Below are 16,734 nucleotides of genomic sequence, written 5' to 3'. Positions count from 1 at the left end.
GGGCCCACCAGCCGCAAGCGGGGCCCGGTCGCAAGGGAGCCGCGAGGAGGTCGCCGTACCTCCATACGGTCCGGCCCCGCGTGTCGATCGGGAGGTCGGCGATGGAGCTCTCCAAGGTCACCGCCCTGATGAAGGCCACCGCCCTGGAGCTCGCGATCCTCACCGGGCATCTCGTCCTCTACCCCTCCGGGATCGCGGCCGAGCGCCTCTCCCCCGCTTCTCCCGCCACCGGCCCCGCCGCCGGTGATTCCACGGACCCTGCCACGGGCCCCGACGCGACGATCACCCCGGGCATGCGCCCGGTGGTCCTGCTGCACGGCTTCGTCGACAACCGCTCCGTCTTCGTCCTGCTGCGCCGCGTCCTCGGCCGACACGGCCGTGACTGTGTGGAGTCCCTCAACTACTCGCCGCTCACCTGCGACCTGCGGAGCGCCGCCGAGCTGCTCGGGCGGCGGGTGGAGGAGATCCGGGCCCGCACGGGACACGCCGAGGTCGACATCGTCGGGCACAGCCTGGGCGGGCTCGTCGCCCGTTATTACGTACAGCGCCTGGGCGGTGACACCCGGGTGCGCACCCTGGTCACCCTCGGCACCCCGCACTCCGGCACCACCGTGGCCCCGCTCGCCGACGCCCATCCGCTGGTGCGGCAGATGCGCCCCGGTTCGCCGGTCCTGCGGGAGCTGGCCGGCCCCGCGCCCGGCTGCCGCACGCGTTTCGTGAGCTTCTGGAGCGATCTCGACCAGGTGATGGCGCCGGTCGAGACCGCGCGCCTCGACCACCCCGACCTCCTCGTGCACAACGTCCGGGTCAGCGGCATCGGCCATCTCGCGCTGCCCGTCCACCCGACGGTGGCCGCCGGGGTGCTCGGCGCCCTGGACGCGGGCGGACCGGTGGCTCCGGGCGCGCGCGAAGGGGAATCCGGAGCAGCCTCCGTCGCCTGACGTCCACTCGCCACGCCCTGTTCTTCGAACGTTCCTCGAACACAAGGCCAAAGCTCTCCCCGCGAGCTGGCGAAACACGGCCGATTGCCCGTTTCCTGCGCGGCCGAACCCCTCCGAAGATTGTCGGTTGCGCATACCGCCGGGTACAGTCGCGCCACTGCTTCCCCCGGGACACCCTCATCGGGACCACCCCGGAATGGTCCTGCTGCCGAGGCGAGAGAGACGTTGGTGAACGACCAGCACCCCCACGCCGGGTACGTCGGAAACGACGCCCACACCACAGGCAGCTTCGCCGTCGACCCGCTGTTCGGTGCCTACCCGGCGGGTCAGACCGACCACAGCGGCCAGTGGGACTTCGGCCAGTACGGGATGACCGGCCAGTACGACACCACCGCGGGACAGCAGCAGCAGTACGACACGACCGGCCAGTGGAACACCACGGGCCAGTGGGACACGACGGGCCAGTGGCAGGCCGCCGACCAGTACGGCAGCGCCGCCCCGCACACCGCGTACGACACCACCGGGCAGCAGTACGACACCACCGGACAGTGGGACGCCTCCGCCTGGACCGACGCCCAGCAGACCGGCCAGTACGAGACCGTCCACGCCGGCGCGTACGCCGCCCAGGGCACGTACGGCTACGAGGCCTACGACGCCACGGGCCAGTGGGCCGCCCCCGCCTTCGCGACGGAGACCGGCGCCTACGACGCGACCGCCTGGAACCAGGCGGCCCCCGAGGCCGAAGCTGTCGTCCCCCAGCAGTACACCCCGCAGCCGGAGCACACCGCCGAGTTCGCCTTCGACTACGCCCACGAGCAGGCGCCGGCGCAGACCGAGTACGCCTACGCCGACGAGCTCGTGGACGTCCTCGGCGACACCGCCCACGGCGCCGCCGAGCAGCCCGCCGAGGAGTTCGTCACCGGGCACACGGCCGAGTTCGCCGTAGGGCCCGCGGACGAGTTCGTCGCCGCCGACACGGACGAGTTCGTGGTCGAGCCCACGGGCGAGTTCGTGGTCGAGCCCGAGGACGGGTTCGCCGACGAGCCCACCGCCGACCCCTACGTCGAGCTCCGCACGGAGACCCCGATCGCGGGCCGACCCGTGCGCCGCGGCGGGGGCAGCAGCCGGGGCCGCCGCCGCACCCCCGCCAAACGGTCCGCCCTGCTGACCGTCGCCGTCCCCTCCGCCTGCGTCATGGGCGTCGCCGGCATCGCCGCCGCCTCCGTCAGCGGGCTCACCAACCCCACCGACGACGGCGGCAAGAAGGACAGCACCACCACCCTCGCCGCGGCCGACCCCGGCTCCGTGAAGCAGGTCGCCGCCAACAGCGCGCTGGACACCCAGCTCGCCGCGCTCAGCGAGGACGCCCGCGACTTCGGCGACCGCGCGAGCCGCACCCAGGAGCGCATCGACCTCCGCGTCCGCCAGGAAGCCGAGAAGAAGAAGCGCGAGGAGGAAGCGGCCCGCAAGGAGGCCCTTCGCCCCAAGTTCATGCTGCCGGTGGAGCTCCACCGGCTCAGCGCGCGCTTCGGCCAGTCCGGCGTCAACTGGATGTCCGTGCACACCGGCATCGACTTCCCCGTGCAGACCGGCACGCCCGTCATGGCCGCGACGGACGGCACCGTCCGCACCCAGATCAACAGCGCCTACGGCAACATGGTGATCGTGACCGCCCCGGACGGCACCGAGACCTGGTACTGCCACCTCAGCAGCGCCAAGATCCGCTACGGCTCGGTCAAGGCCGGCGACGTCATCGCGTACTCCGGTGACACCGGCAACTCCACCGGCCCCCACCTCCACTTCGAGGTCCGCCCGGGCGGCGGCTACGCCATCGACCCGCTGGCCTGGCTGCGCAGCCACGGTCTCGACCCGACCAGCTGACCTTCACCGCCTCGCTTCACGAAGGTTCACGAGAGTTCACGAGAGTTCACGAGAGTTCACGAGAGAGGGCCCCGGCCGAAGCCGGGGCCCTCTCGCGCGCACGCGCTACAGCTTCTCGACCGGCGCGTACCGCAGGAGCAGCCGCTTCGGCTTCTCGTCGCCGAAGTCGATCGTCGCCTGGGCGTCCGCACCGACCCCCGTCACCGCGGTGACCGTGCCGAGGCCGAACTGGTCGTGCGTGACGCGGTCGCCGATCGAGAGCGTGATCACCGGCTTCTCGCCGGCGCGCCGGGTGGCGAAGCCCGACGGACCGGAGCGCGACCGGGAGGAGGAGAGCGAGGAGGTGATGCCCGAGGTCGGCCCGGCGGGCTTCGCCATCGGACCGGTCCGCTTCCACTCCAGGTACGCGGGCGGGATCTCCTCCAGGAAGCGCGAGGCCGGGTTGTACGAGGGCTGGCCCCAGGCGCTGCGCATCGACGAACGGGTGAGGTAGAGCCGCTCGCGGGCGCGCGTGATGCCGACGTACGCGAGGCGCCGCTCCTCCTCCAGCTCCTTCGCCTGACCGAGGGCGCGCATGTGCGGGAAGACGCCGTCCTCCATGCCCGTCAGGAACACCACGGGGAATTCGAGGCCCTTGGCGGTGTGCAGGGTCATCAGCGTGATGACGCCCCGGCCCTCCTCGTCCTCGTCCGGGATCTGGTCGGAGTCGGCGACGAGGGCGACCTTCTCCAGGAACTCCGCGAGGGTCGCGGGCTCCTCGCCGCGCTCCTGCTCGAACTCGAGGGCGACGGCGGCGAGTTCCTGGAGGTTCTCGATCCGGGTCTCGTCCTGCGGGTCGGTCGAGGCCTGGAGCTCGGCCAGGTAGCCCGTGCGCTCCAGGACCGCCTCCAGGACGACGGCGGGGCCGGCGCCGGACTCGACGACGGTGCGCAGCTCGTCCATCAGCGCGTTGAAGCGCTTCACGGCGTTCGCCGAGCGCGCGGCCATGCCGTACGCCTCGTCGACCCGCTTGAGGGCCTGCGGGAAGGTGATCCTCTCGCGCAGGGAGAGGGCGTCGATCATCGCCTCGGCGCGGTCGCCGATGCCCCGCTTCGGGACGTTGAGGATGCGGCGCAGCGGGACGTTGTCCTCGGGGTTGGCGAGGACGCGGAGGTACGCGAGGACGTCCCGGACCTCCTTGCGTTCGTAGAAGCGCACGCCGCCGACGACCTTGTAGGGCAGTCCGACGCGGATGAAGATCTCTTCGAAGACACGGGACTGGGCGTTGGTCCGGTAGAAGACCGCGACGTCGCCCGCCTTGGCCTCGCCGGTGTCCGTGAGCCGGTCGATCTCGTCGGCGACGAACTGCGCCTCGTCGTGCTCGGTGTCGGCGACGTAGCCGGTGATCTGCGCGCCCGCGCCCGCGTTGGTCCAGAGGTTCTTGGGGCGGCGGGACTCGTTGCGCTCGATGACGGCGTTGGCGGCGGAGAGGATCGTCTGCGTGGAGCGGTAGTTCTGCTCCAGGAGGATCGTCGTCGCGTCCGGGTAGTCCTCCTCGAACTGGAGGATGTTGCGGATGGTCGCGCCGCGGAAGGCGTAGATCGACTGGTCGGCGTCGCCGACGACGCACAGCTCGGCCGGGCCGAGGTCCTCGTAGCCGGTGCCGACGAGCTCGCGCACGAGCGTGTACTGGGCGTGGTTGGTGTCCTGGTACTCGTCGACGAGGACGTGGCGGAAGCGGCGGCGGTAGTGCTCGGCGACGTCGGGGAACGCCTGGAGCAGGTGGACCGTCGTCATGATGATGTCGTCGAAGTCCAGGGCGTTGGCCTCGCGCAGCCGCGCCTGGTACATCCGGTAGGCCTCGGCGAGCGTCTTCTCGAAGCCGTCGGCCGCCTGGTCGGCGAAGGCCTCCTCGTCGATCAGCTCGTTCTTGAGGTTCGAGATCTTGGCGCTGAAGGACTTCGGCGGGAACTTCTTCGGGTCGAGGTCCAGGTCGCGGCAGACCAGGGACATCAGCCGCTTGGAGTCGGCGGCGTCGTAGATCGAGAAGGAGGAGGTGAAGCCGAGCCGCTTCGACTCGCGGCGCAGGATGCGCACGCACGCGCTGTGGAAGGTCATGACCCACATGGCGTTGGCGCGCGGGCCGACGAGCTGCTCGACGCGCTCCTTCATCTCGCCGGCGGCCTTGTTGGTGAAGGTGATCGCCAGTATCTGGCCGGGGTGGACGTGCCGCGTGCCCAGGAGGTGGGCGATGCGGTGGGTCAGCACCCGGGTCTTGCCGGAGCCGGCGCCGGCGACGATGAGCAGCGGGGTGTCGGTGTGGACGACGGCGGCGCGCTGCTGCTCGTTCAGCCCCTCCAGGAGCGCGGCGGGGTCGACGACGGGGCGCGCGGCGCCGTCGCGGTAGTACGTGTCCCGGGGCGGGGGCGCGTCGAAGTGCTCCCCGAAGAGGTCGTGCGGGACCTCCTCCGGGGCCGGGGCGCCGTGCTCGTGGTCCTCGGGCGGGGGCGGGGCCTCCCCCGAGGAGTGGTTCTGGAGGCCGGCCAGGAAGCTGTCGTCAAAGAGGCTGCTCATCGCCTCACGAGTCTAGGACGCCGCACCGACATCCGGGCCCGCCTTCGGGAGCCGCCTTCGTCACCCGGCTGCGGAACCGGTCACACGACGGGTCCGGGGCTCGTGCGCGGAGCGTCCGGGGCTCAGGTCCAGAGGGTGGCGATGAAGATGTTCGCCGTGGTGAGGGCGCCGACGGCGGCGAAGAGGCCCTTGTCGACCTTCTCCTCGTCCCGCTTGACGTAGACCAGGCCGAGGATGACGACGAGCACGGCCAGCTTGATGCCGATCTTGATGTTGTTCACGGTCTGGTCGTCGGCCTGGTTGAGGCCGACGAGTGCGACGCCCGTGACGAGCATGACCAGCGCGCCGTGCAGCATCGCGGGGGTGAAGCGGGCCGTACCGGCGCCCATCGCCTTCATCTGGGTGAGGAATCCGCCCAGGAGGGAGGCGATACCGATGATGTGCAGGGCGACGAAGACATTGATGAGTACGTCCATGGGGCGGAGCCTAATGGGGCCTTAGCACCGACCTCCGGCCGGGTCCACTCCCTCCGGCGCTTCGGTCGGTCCTCTGCCGCAATGTCCCCTCGCCCGCCACCCCGGGCGAACGACTTCGGTCCATGTCCGTCACCTGTCGCCAATAGCGATCAACTCACTGCCCGCGCGTGACCCCGAGGTTTAGCGTCTTCCAGCAGGTGGCCGGCTCCCACCACCGCCGGTCACCCGGCGGCTGCCGGTCATCCCCGCCAGGAAAACCCGGCGGCGGTCCGTCTCCCCTGTGCGGTCCGCCGTCGGCCCTGCGGGCACCGTTCCCCCCGCAGGGAAGAGGATGTGACCCGCCCTCGTGGCAGCGCACCGAAAACCCAGGCAGTCCCCGCTCGGTGGACCGGCGGTCCGCACCGCCGCCACCCTCGCCCTCGCCTCCGCGGCGACCGCCACGCTCTTCGAGGGATCCGGACACGCGGACCCCCGCCTCACCACCGCCCAGGTCAAGGCGAAGGTCGACCGGCTCTACCACGAGGCCGAGGTCGCGACGGAGAAGTACAACGGGGCGAAGGAGCGGGCCGACGCCTCTCGCGCGGCGTTCGACCGGCTGCGCGACGAGGCCGCCCGCAGGGCCGAGCGGCTCAACACCGCCCGGGACGGGCTCGGGTCCATGGCCACCGCGCAGTACCGCTCCGGCGGTCTCGACCCCGCCGTACAGCTCGCCCTCACCTCCGACCCCGACGAGTACCTGGAGCGGGCCGCGCTCGCGGAGAAGGCCGCGGACCGGCAGGCGGTGGCCGTCACCGCCGTGCGGCGCGAGCTCGGCGCGCTCCGGCAGCTGCGCTCCGAGTCCGCGGGACGGCTGACCGCACTGCGCGGGCACGAGGAGGAGCTGCGGCGGCAGCGGACCGTCGTCCTCGGCAAGCTGGAGGCGGCCAGGACCCTGCTGGCCCGGCTGACCGCGGAGGAGCGCGCCCGGTACGACGCCGCCGTCGCGGCCCGGGACAGCGTCCGCGCCCCGGGCAGCGACAGCGCGAGCGGCGCCATGGCGGGAGGTACGGCCACGGCCGCCGGCGCCACCGCCGACCCGGGCGCGCCGCGCGCCGACCGCTCCTCGGGCGGCGAGCGCGGCCCCGTGACCGCCCCGAACAACCGGGCCGCCGAGGCCGTCTCCTTCGCCCGCGCGCAGCTCGGCAAGCCGTACGTCTGGGGGGCGACGGGCCCGTCCGCGTACGACTGCTCGGGGCTCACCCAGGCCGCCTGGCGTGCGGCCGGCGTCGCCCTCCCCCGCACGACGTACACCCAGATCAACGCCGGACAGCGGGTCTCCCGCTCCCAGCTCGCCCCCGGTGACCTGGTCTTCTTCTACTCCGGGATCAGCCACGTCGGGCTCTACATCGGCGGCGGCCAGATGATCCACGCCCCCCGCCCCGGCGCCCCGGTGCGGGTCGCCCCGATCGACGAGATGCCCTTCGCCGGAGCGACCCGGGTCGGGTGACCGGACCCGACCGGGCCGGGCCCCGCCGTGAGGGGCGCGGGTCGGGCAGGGCTCAGACCAGGCGGCGGGCGGTGGCCCAGCGGGTCAGCTCGTGGCGGTTGGAGAGCTGGAGCTTCCGCAGCACCGCCGAGACGTGCGACTCGACCGTCTTCACCGAGATGTAGAGCTGCTTGGCGATCTCCTTGTACGCGTATCCCCGGGCGATCAGCCGCAGCACCTCCCGCTCGCGCTGGGTCAGCCGGTCCATGTCCTCGTCCACCGGCGGCGCGTCCGTCGAGGCGAAGGCGTCCAGGACGAAACCGGCGAGCCGCGGCGAGAAGACGGCGTCGCCCTCCTGGACGCGGAAGATCGAGTCGACCAGGTCGGTACCGGTGATCGTCTTCGTGACGTAGCCGCGGGCACCGCCCCGGATCACCCCGATGACGTCCTCGGCCGCGTCCGAGACGGACAGCGCCAGGAAGCGGACCGGGTCCTCGGGGGCCGCCATCAGGCTCGCGCAGCGGCGCAGCACCTCGACGCCGCCACCCCCCGGCAGGTGCACGTCGAGGAGGACGACCTCGGGCCGGGTCGCGGTGATGACCGTGACCGCCTGATCGACGTCGGCGGCCTCACCGACCACCTCGACCCCCGTGACCTCGGTCCGGCCGATCTCCGCCTGCACTCCCGTACGGAACATTCGGTGGTCGTCGACGAGCACGACCCGCACCCGGCGCTCCACGGTCTCCGCCCCCGTCGTACCGGTCTCGTCGCTCATCCGTCCGCCCTCTCCATCTCAAGCTCCACTTCGGTGCCCCCGCCCGGCACGGACCGCAGCCGGGCCGAACCGCCGTTGCGCTGCATACGGCCGATGATCGATTCTCGTACGCCCATCCGGTCCTCGGGCACGGCGTCCAGGTCGAAGCCCGGACCGCGGTCCCGCACCGAGACGAAGACCATGCGGCCCTCCACCTCGGCGAAAACTTGCACCGCCCCACCCTCGCCACCGTACTTGGCGGCGTTCACCATCGCCTCGCGCGCGGCCTGCATCTGCGCGGTCAGTTTCTCGTCCAGCGGGCAGTCGCCGACGACGACGACCTCCAACGGAACCCCGTGCTTGTCCTCGACCTCGGCCGCGGCCTTCTTCACCGCCTCCGCCAGCGTCGCCGGCTCCTCCTCGTCCCGGCCGGTGCCCTCGGGCCGGTAGAGCCAGTTCCGCAGCTCCCGCTCCTGCGCGCGGGCGAGCCGGCGCACCTCCCCCGCGTCGTCGGCATTGCGCTGGATCAGCGTGAGGGTGTGCAGCACCGAGTCGTGGACGTGTGCCGCGACCTCGGCCCGCTCCTGCGCGCGGATGCGCATGGTCCGCTCCTCCGTCAGGTCCTGCGACATCCGGACCAGCCAGGGACCGGCGAGCAGCGCTATCCCGGTGAGGACCGCGACGGCCGCGGTGAGGGCCGTCCCCAGCTGGGCGACGGAGCCGCGGACCACCAGGAAGACCGCGAGGCCCGTGCCGACGAGGGCGACGCCGACGAGTCCGCGGACGAGCTGGAAGGTGCGCCTGCGCCGGCCGGACTCGGTCCAGCTGGCCCGGCGGGCGTTGTCCGCCTGGCGCCAGACGAGGACGACGCCGACCGCTATGAGGAGGAGCGGCCAGATGTACCGCCCCGACTCGTTGTCGACGTTGACCTTCCCGATGAGGGCCACGCTGCCGATCACGAGCGCGATCAGGGCGAAAACCTGGCCCTTGTCCGGCTTGCGGAGCCGACGACGGCCGTCCGGGGTGATCTCGAAGACCGGGCGGGGAGCGGCCCGGCCGCCGACGCCGAGCGGGACGACTATCCAGAACACCGCGTACAGCAGGACGCCGAGGCCGTCCGTGAAGAACAGCGCCACGAACAGCGCGCGCACCCAGACGACCGGCAGCCCGAGGTGGCCGGCGAGGCCGCGCGCGACACCGCCGAGCCACCGCCCGTCGGCGCTCCGGTAGAGCCTGCGCACGGGTGGTTCGTCGGCCTCGGTGACACGAGCGGCTGCGGACATGCACCGATCGTCACACGTCCGCCCCGCCCCGGACATCAGGGTCGGCCCTGAGATCTCCCCTGGTAACCCCTCAGGGCCGACGCCCCTGCGAATATCAGGGTCGGGCCAGGGTCGATCCCGGTGCCGCATCGGGTCACGGGCCGTCACCATGGACTCATGACGAGCTCGAAGCCTTCGACCCACGAGGCCCCGCCGCCGGCGGAGGCCGATGCCTCCCTGCCTCTGCAGCGTTCGCGGAGCGGCAAGGTCGTCGGCGGAGTCTGCGCCGGGCTCGGCCGGCACTTCGACCTCGACCCGGTGATCTTCCGGATCACGGTCGGCGTGCTGTCCGTGACGGGCGGGGTGGGCCTGATCTTCTACGGCTTCGCGTGGCTGCTCGTCCCGCTCGCGGGCGAGGACGAGCACGAGGGGCGCAGGCTCCTGACCGGCCGGGTCACCGGGGCGACCCTGGCCGCCGTATTCATGGCGCTGACCGGCTGCGGGATCTTCCTGACGACGCTGCGCAGCGGGTCGATGCTGGGCTTCACGATGCTGCTGTCGCTCGCGGTGTGCGGCGCGGCGGTCTGGTCGCGGCGCCGGGCCGTCGGCGGCGAGGCGGAGGGCCGGACGGAGACGGGGGCCGCCCACGTGGTCGTCGAGGCGCCGCCCGAGACCAAGGCGCCGCCCCTGGTCGAGTACCACTCCTGGTGGAAGGACCCGATCGTGAAGGACGGGTCGACCGGCAGGGTGACCTTCTCCTACCTGTGGGGGCCGCACGGCATCGTCGACAAGGACGGCAAGGTCGACGGCGTAATGCCGAAGCCCGGAAGCCAGTGGGGGCCCGGCTCCTCCGGCGCCGACCGGCCGACGCCCTCGGTCCGGCGGAGTCCGCTCTCCATCGCCGGTCTCGTCCATCTCCTCGCGATGCTCGCGGCCGTCCTCGGCACCGCCCTCACCTGGGAGACCGAGCCGCTGGGCACGAGCCTGCAGACGGGTCTGGTCGCCGCCCTCGCCGTGTTCGGTCTGGGCCTCGCCGTCAGCTCCTTCCTCGGCCGCACCGGCTTCGGGACGATCGTCACCACCGTGATCACGGCCTGCCTGCTCGCCGGGGCGGTCGCCCTGCCCGACCGGATCACCACGGACTGGGTCGACGAGACGTGGAAGCCGGCCACCGTCGCCTCGGTGCAGCCCTCCTACGAGCTGGGCACCGGCGTGGGCCTGCTCGACCTGTCGGCCCTCCCGGTCCCCGCGGGCAGGACCGTCACCACCCGGGCCGAGGTGGGCGCCGGACAGCTCAAGGTGGTCGTCCCGAAGGACGTCGTGGTGAAGGTCCACGCCGAAGTGGGGCTCGGCGATCTGCAGCTTCCCGGACAGACCGCGGAGGACATCGACATCGCCCCGGACCAGAACGAGACCCACACGCTCGCCCCACCGGCCGGGACCGTCCCGGCAGGCACGCTGGACCTCTCGCTCGAGGTCGGCATCGGACAGGTGGAGGTCACCCGTGCTGCTTCATGAGTTCCGCCCCGGCCGGCTGATCGTCGGCCTCACCGCCCTCACCCTGGCCGCGGTCTTCGCGGGCGACCTCGCCGGAGCCTGGACGACCCCGTGGTTCGGGGTGGTCCCGGTCCTCTGCGCCGGTCTGGGCACGGCCGGTTTCGCGGGCTGGATGACCTACGAGATACGGCGCCGCCGGTCGGCGAGAAGCCGGTCCACCGACAGCACGGACGCCCCGGCCAGCAGCAGCGGGAGCCAGGCCATCAGATAGGCCAGGTCGTTGCCCAGGTAGTACGGGTTCACCTGCCAGCTCACGGTCAGCCACAGGCTCAGGGAGATCAGCGCGCCGCCGAGCGCCGCCACGCGGGCGTAGAGACCGATCAGGGTCCCGATCCCGACCGCGAGCTCTCCGAAGGCGATGGCGTACCCGAAGCCCGCGGGGTTCTTGAGGGCGAGGTCGACGAGGCCCGGGATCGCCGAGCTGTCCCGCACGGCGCGCATCGTCTCGCCGATGGAGCCGCTGCCGTCGGCGGCGAAGAAGGCGGAGTCGGTGAGCTTGTCGAGGCTCGCGTAGATGAACGTGATTCCGAGGAAGAGCCGCAGCGGGACGAGGGCGTACCGGGAGGCGAAGGCCTTCCACCGGTCGAAGGTGACCTGCCGTCGGGCGTAGGTGGCCCGCCATCCCGTCGTGCCGCTGGTCCGGTCCGCTCGTCCCGTCATCGCCGGTCACCTCTCCACGTCCCGTACGACTGTTCGCGGAACGATTCTCCTCGGACTCGCGCCGCAGGGATACGTGGAGGGGGCCGGACGCTAGGGCGTGTCTTTCGGATCATGCCGGGCTCGCGGGGTCTGGCACGCACGCTCGCCACGTTGTCGTCGGTCGCCAACATCCCCCGTAGCCCTTCGGGCACGGGGGTGCCCCCACCGTGTTGACTTCCTCCTCCGCCTTGCGATCGCACGCACCAGACCCCGCTCCCTGATCCGGCCTGATCCGAAAGACACGCCCTAGTCAACGACGTCGATCGTGACCCGATTGGTCTCGACCCCGGCCGCCGTCACGACCGAGACCTCCACCCGGCCCGGTTCCACGTCTGCGGGGAGGGGGACGGTGAGGGACGCGTCCGTCGGGTTGGCGAAGCCGCCCGGGACCGGGACGAGGGGGACGTGGGCGTGGACGGGACCGATGCGCACGACCAGCCGGGTCAGCGGGTCGGGGGCGGCGGCGCCCGGCGGGACGAAGCCGCAGCCGCGGATCTCGATGTCGTCCCCCGTGCGGATCGGGGCGTCGAGGTCGCCCGCCTCCCGGGAGCGGACGACGGAGTGGATCGTCGGGCGGACGCCCTCGGTGCACTTCGCGGCGAGGTACCAGGCCGCCGAGACGGCGAGGAGCAGGACGAGCGACCAGGGCACCTCGGGGAGCCGGCCGGGGTCGCGGGCGAGGCCGACGGCCGTCAGGGCCAGGACGGCGCAGGAGACGAGGAGGTACTGGACGTCGGCGAGGCCGGCCCGGCCGCTGTCGTCGCAGAGCAGGTCGGCGGCGCGCGGACGGTCGGCGCGGACCTTCTGGAGGCGGCGGGACGCGATCCGGACGGAGACGACGAGACGGGCGGTGACGGTGACGGCCGCCACGAGGGCGAAGACGGTGAGCAGGCCGGCGCCCCGGGACAGGACGAAGGCCGACCGGCCCGGCGCGAGGAACGCGAGGAAGGGGAGGGTGAAGCCGAGGAGGAGGAGCCAGGCGGCGGCGACGGCCCGGCTGGTGGAGAGCCGGTTGTCCTCGCCGATCAGCGGGGCGAGGAGACCACCGCGCGCCCGGTGCGTGTGCGCGGCGGCGCTGAGCAGGGCGGCGAGGACGAGGGCGGTGCACAGGCCGGCCGTGCGGGCACCGGTCCAGCCGCTCCCGATCGCGGTGATGGCCTGGCCCAGGAGGAGGGCGAGGACGGCTCCCCAGACGGCGCCGATGCCCCGGCTGCGGACCCGGTCGAGCCAGACGGCCCCTGCCTCACGGCCGCGCAGGGCCACGGCGCGGGCGGACTGGGCCAGCTCGTCGGAGACCCACTGGCGGGCGGCGACCGGCGAGTGGGCGACGGCCGCGGGGACGCCGTGCCCGGCGGCCAGCTCGTCCCGCCGGGCGAGGAAGGCGGCGACCGCGCGCCGGTGGCCGGCCTTCCCGCAGTGGGCGCAGCCGGCGCAGGCCGTCGCGTGTCCGCCGTACTGTCTCGCCTCTTGAACCGCCACGGTGCTCACTTCCCGAGCTCACATCACGACCCGTTCCGTTGCGATCCGGTGCGCTCCGATGCGTGCCGAACGGTCAACCAGCCGTTGATTCCACGGAATTGTGTCGTATCGGCGGCTCCCGGAGCTGCCGTGTGCGCCCCGCCGGAGAGTGATTGCCGCGCCATCTCATTGACGTACAGAAGGGTGAAGCGATGGTGTTACGACAGGAGTTCGGGCTCCGCTCGGCTGATCCGGCGCCAGAGCGGCTGGTAGTTGATCCAGCCGACGAGGTCGCTGCCCAGCTGTTCGCGGGTGGCGACCGCCTCCCGGTGGTCGATCGGCACCGGCTTCCCGGCGGCCCGCGCGGTCAGCTGGACCTGGGCGCAGCGTTCCATGGCGATGAACCACCAGGCCGCCGCGTCGACGGAGCCGCCGACGGTGAGAAGCCCGTGGTTGCGCAGCACGATCGCCTTGAACGAGCCGAGGGCGAGGGCGATCCGGCGGCCTTCCTCGGCGTCGACGGTGACTCCGGTGTAGGCGTCGTAGAGGGCGTGGTCCTGGTAGAAGGCGCACGCCTCCTGGGTGAGCGGGTCGAGGAGTTCGCCGAGCGCGGCGAGGGCCCGCCCGTGGAGGGAGTGGGTGTGGGCGACGGCGACGACGTCGGGCCGGGCGCGGTGGACCTGGGCGTGGACGGTGAAGGCCGCCTGGTTCACGTGCTGGCCGCCGCGGACGACCTGCCCGTCACCGTTGACGAGGACGAGGTCGCTCGCGGTGAGGTCCTCGAAGGGCGCCCCGAAGGGGTTCACCCAGTAGCAGTCGGGGAACTCCGGGTCGCGGGCGCTGATGTGACCCGAGACGCCCTCCTCGTATCCGAGCCGTCCGAAGAGCCGGAGCGCACCCGCGAGCCGCTGCCTGCGGTGGGTGCGTTCCTCCTCGGCCGTCGCGTGGACGGGCGGCATGGCGAAGTGGAGCCGGTCGACGGGGACGGGCACGGGTATCACGCTCATGCGCCGGAAGGTAACGCCCGGCCGGGCAAGTCACCAGAGTCCGGACGTGAACACGACGAAGCCGCCGCCCCGGAACACCGGGACGACGGCTTCGGACACCTGCGGGAGCGACTACTCCCACTCGATGGTGCCCGGGGGCTTGCTCGTGACGTCGAGGACGACGCGGTTCACGTCGGCGACCTCGTTCGTGATGCGGGTCGAGATCTTGGCGAGCACCTCGTAGGGCAGGCGCGACCAGTCGGCCGTCATCGCGTCCTCGGAGGAGACGGGGCGCAGCACGATCGGGTGACCGTAGGTGCGGCCGTCGCCCTGGACGCCCACGGAGCGGACGTCGGCGAGCAGGACGACCGGGCACTGCCAGATCTCCCGGTCGAGACCGGCGGCGGTGAGCTCCTCGCGGGCGATGGCGTCGGCATCGCGCAGCAGGTCCAGGCGCTCCTTGGTGACCTCGCCGACGATGCGGATGCCGAGGCCGGGGCCGGGGAAGGGCTGGCGCTGGACGATCTCCTCGGGCAGGCCGAGCTCCTGGCCGACCATCCGGACCTCGTCCTTGAAGAGCTGGCGCAGCGGCTCGACGAGCTGGAACTCGATGTCGTCGGGGAGGCCGCCCACGTTGTGGTGGGACTTGATGTTGGCCGTGCCCGTGCCGCCGCCGGACTCGACGATGTCCGGGTAGAGCGTGCCCTGGACGAGGAAGGCGACCTCGGGGCCCTCCTCCTGGAGGATCTCCAGCTGAGCCTGCTCGAAGACGCGGATGAACTCGCGGCCGATGATCTTCCGCTTGGTCTCCGGGTCGGAGACGCCGGCGAGGGCGTCGAGGAAACGCTCCTGCGCGTCGACGACGACCAGGTTGGCGCCGGTGGCCGCGACGAAGTCCTTCTCGACCTGCTCGGTCTCGCCCTTGCGCATCAGACCGTGGTCGACGTAGACGCAGGTGAGCTGCGAGCCGATCGCCTTCTGCACGAGCGCGGCGGCCACGGCGGAGTCGACGCCACCGGAGAGACCGCAGATGGCGCGCTTGTCGCCGACCTGGGCGCGGATGGCCGCGACCTGCTCCTCGATCACGTTGCCCGTGGTCCAGCTCGGCTCGATGCCGGCGCCACGGTAGAGGAAGTGCTCCAGGATCTGCTGGCCGTGCGTGGAGTGCAGCACCTCGGGGTGGTACTGGACGCCGTACAGCTTCTTCTCGTCGTTCTCGAAGGCGGCGACCGGCACGACGTCGGTGGACGCGGTGACGGAGAAGCCCTCGGGGGCGGCGGAGCAGGCGTCGCCGTGCGACATCCACACGGACTGCTCGACCGGGGTGCCCTCGAAGAGGGTCGAGCCGGCCCTGGAGACGTGCAGGTCGGTCCGGCCGTACTCACGGGCGCCGGTGTTGTCGACGGTGCCACCGAGCGTCGTCGCCATCAGCTGGAAGCCGTAGCACATGCCGAAGACGGGGACGCCCGCCTCGAAGATCGCGCGGTCGAGGCGGGGGGCGCCTTCCGCGTACACGGAGGACGGGCCGCCGGAGAGGATGATCGCCTTCGGGTTCTTGGCCAGCATCTCGGCCACCGGCATGGTGGACGGGACGATCTCGCTGTAGACCCGGGCCTCACGGACGCGGCGGGCGATGAGCTGGGCGTACTGGGCGCCGAAGTCGACAACGAGGACTACGTCCGGGTTGGAGACGTCGGGCGCGGCAGCGGGGGTCGCTGATGACACTACGGCGGCCTTCCGGCGGTAGGGAGGGTCCCCCGAAGGGGGGTGCTATTTGTCGATTCTACCGGCGCGCCGCTCGCACTTTTCGTCTCACCATCCGAACCCGGGTTGGCCCCCGGTCCGCGGCGGGGTCCATACTGTCGCCATGCGCAAGCTCTCGACCTTCGTCTTTACCTATGGCACCGGCCCGTCCGGCTGCCATGGTCGTGCTGCTTGAGCAACTGACAAGCGACTTCCCAGGCGCCCCGGGCCGACAAGGCCCGGGGCGCTCTGTCGTTTCCGGGCCGTGTCGCCCCGGGGCTCCGCCCCCGACACCCCGAGGAGCCCCGTATGACCGCCATGACCCAGACCGAGAAGACCGGCGCCCGCACCGACGAGGCGGCGACGCTGATCGGTGGCGCCCGTGAGCGCATCGACTCCCTCGACGACCGGATCATCGGTCTCATCCAGGAACGGATGGCCGTCTCGGCCGTCATCCAGGAGGCCCGGATCTCCTCCGGCGGCCGCCGGGTGAACCTGACCCGCGAGATGGAGGTCCTCGGTCACTACCGTGACGCGCTGGGCAAGCCCGGCACGGCCCTCGCGATGACCATGCTGGAGCTGTGCCGGGGCCGCATCTGAGTTCGATCCCGCTCTCACCCGTACGGCGCGTGACCGGCCGCGACCCGGCTTCGTTGGTCCGGGTGTCCGTGCCAGCCAGGGGCGGGCCCGTAGAAACCACGCGTGGCTTCGCTGGGGCGTGTGGCGTACCTCCGGTGCGCCGTGGGACCTCGCACCAGCGCGTGTGACCGGGCAGCAGGGGACAGCAGCCCGGTCACCAGCAAGGGCGGTCGGCCCCGGGGACGCTCGGGGTCGGCCGCAACCGGTCGACCTCCCTCGTACGTCCGTCCCCCCGATCTCCTCCCCCGCGCGGCGCGATCCCCCGGCGCCGACGCCCAAGGGCCTCGTGCCGCGACCGGAATCGCGGCACGGGGCCCTTT

At 72.1% G+C, this 16,734-nt stretch carries 13 protein-coding genes; 5 read left to right on the top strand and 8 right to left on the bottom strand.

The features are described from left to right. The first annotated feature begins 101 nt into the window (after nucleotides 1–101). Both IE124_RS28765 and IE124_RS28760 read left to right on the top strand, forming a co-directional pair. Entirely contained in the window at nucleotides 102–941 is an 840-nt protein-coding gene (locus IE124_RS28765) for an esterase/lipase family protein (RefSeq protein ID WP_189511898.1), read from the top strand. Nucleotides 942–1,169: 228 nt separating this feature from the next. After that, nucleotides 1,170–2,822 carry a M23 family metallopeptidase gene (locus IE124_RS28760; RefSeq protein WP_189511896.1) on the top strand — a complete coding sequence of 551 codons (1,653 nt, stop codon included), beginning with the start codon at nucleotides 1,170–1,172 and terminating at the stop codon, nucleotides 2,820–2,822. A 105-nt stretch (nucleotides 2,823–2,927) separates the two neighbouring features. On the opposite strand, the gene pcrA is transcribed toward IE124_RS28760, so the two are convergent. Then, complete coding sequence (gene pcrA, locus IE124_RS28755; protein ID WP_189511894.1) at nucleotides 2,928–5,375, bottom strand: DNA helicase PcrA; 2,448 nt, start codon at nucleotides 5,373–5,375, stop codon at nucleotides 2,928–2,930. A gap of 122 nt (nucleotides 5,376–5,497) precedes the next feature. Next, nucleotides 5,498–5,851 (bottom strand): hypothetical protein, encoded by a 354-nt coding sequence (locus IE124_RS28750; protein ID WP_189511892.1) that lies wholly within the window; start codon nucleotides 5,849–5,851, stop codon nucleotides 5,498–5,500. Between the two features lie 346 nt (nucleotides 5,852–6,197). Here IE124_RS28750 and IE124_RS28745 point away from each other — a divergent pair, with 346 nt between their 5' ends. Further along, a complete protein-coding gene (locus IE124_RS28745) occupies nucleotides 6,198–7,337 on the top strand; it encodes a C40 family peptidase (protein WP_189511890.1) in 1,140 nt (379 codons plus the stop codon). 52 nt (nucleotides 7,338–7,389) lie between these two features. Here IE124_RS28745 and IE124_RS28740 read toward each other — a convergent pair whose 3' ends face one another. Both IE124_RS28740 and IE124_RS28735 read right to left on the bottom strand, forming a co-directional pair. Further along, nucleotides 7,390–8,091: a LuxR C-terminal-related transcriptional regulator gene (locus IE124_RS28740; protein ID WP_189511888.1), complete on the bottom strand. Its 702-nt coding sequence runs from the start codon at nucleotides 8,089–8,091 to the stop codon at nucleotides 7,390–7,392. Then, the gene (locus tag IE124_RS28735) at nucleotides 8,088–9,353 is read right to left on the bottom strand and encodes an ATP-binding protein (protein WP_189511886.1); all 1,266 of its coding nucleotides are present in this window, start codon (nucleotides 9,351–9,353) and stop codon (nucleotides 8,088–8,090) included. The genes IE124_RS28740 and IE124_RS28735 overlap by 4 nt, the downstream gene beginning before the upstream one ends. Before the next feature lie 156 nt (nucleotides 9,354–9,509). On the opposite strand from IE124_RS28735, the gene IE124_RS28730 reads away from it, so the two are divergent. Beyond that, complete coding sequence (locus IE124_RS28730; RefSeq protein WP_189511884.1) at nucleotides 9,510–10,850, top strand: PspC domain-containing protein; 1,341 nt, start codon at nucleotides 9,510–9,512, stop codon at nucleotides 10,848–10,850. A 156-nt stretch (nucleotides 10,851–11,006) separates the two neighbouring features. Here IE124_RS28730 and IE124_RS28725 read toward each other — a convergent pair whose 3' ends face one another. The 4 genes from IE124_RS28725 to guaA form a co-directional block, all read right to left on the bottom strand. After that, nucleotides 11,007–11,549 carry a DoxX family protein gene (locus IE124_RS28725; RefSeq protein WP_189511882.1) on the bottom strand — a complete coding sequence of 181 codons (543 nt, stop codon included), beginning with the start codon at nucleotides 11,547–11,549 and terminating at the stop codon, nucleotides 11,007–11,009. A gap of 285 nt (nucleotides 11,550–11,834) precedes the next feature. Then, the gene (locus IE124_RS28720) at nucleotides 11,835–13,067 is read right to left on the bottom strand and encodes a hypothetical protein (RefSeq protein ID WP_370468833.1); all 1,233 of its coding nucleotides are present in this window, start codon (nucleotides 13,065–13,067) and stop codon (nucleotides 11,835–11,837) included. Between the two features lie 197 nt (nucleotides 13,068–13,264). Beyond that, the gene (locus IE124_RS28715; RefSeq protein ID WP_189511878.1) at nucleotides 13,265–14,053 is read right to left on the bottom strand and encodes a class II aldolase/adducin family protein; all 789 of its coding nucleotides are present in this window, start codon (nucleotides 14,051–14,053) and stop codon (nucleotides 13,265–13,267) included. Between the two features lie 111 nt (nucleotides 14,054–14,164). Continuing rightward, nucleotides 14,165–15,757, bottom strand: coding sequence for a glutamine-hydrolyzing GMP synthase (guaA, locus tag IE124_RS28710; protein WP_189511876.1), 1,593 nt, complete (start codon nucleotides 15,755–15,757; stop codon nucleotides 14,165–14,167). Nucleotides 15,758–16,084: 327 nt separating this feature from the next. Here guaA and IE124_RS28705 point away from each other — a divergent pair, with 327 nt between their 5' ends. Next, on the top strand, nucleotides 16,085–16,375 hold the full coding sequence (locus IE124_RS28705) for a chorismate mutase (protein WP_055641783.1): 291 nt from the start codon (nucleotides 16,085–16,087) through the stop codon (nucleotides 16,373–16,375). Nucleotides 16,376–16,734: the final 359 nt, after the last annotated feature.

The organism is Streptomyces narbonensis (assembly GCF_014649015.1).
GTDB lineage: Bacteria > Actinomycetota > Actinomycetes > Streptomycetales > Streptomycetaceae > Streptomyces > Streptomyces narbonensis.
The sequence above is the reverse complement of the archived record's forward strand: the minus strand, read 5'-3'. Positions and strand labels throughout refer to the sequence as shown.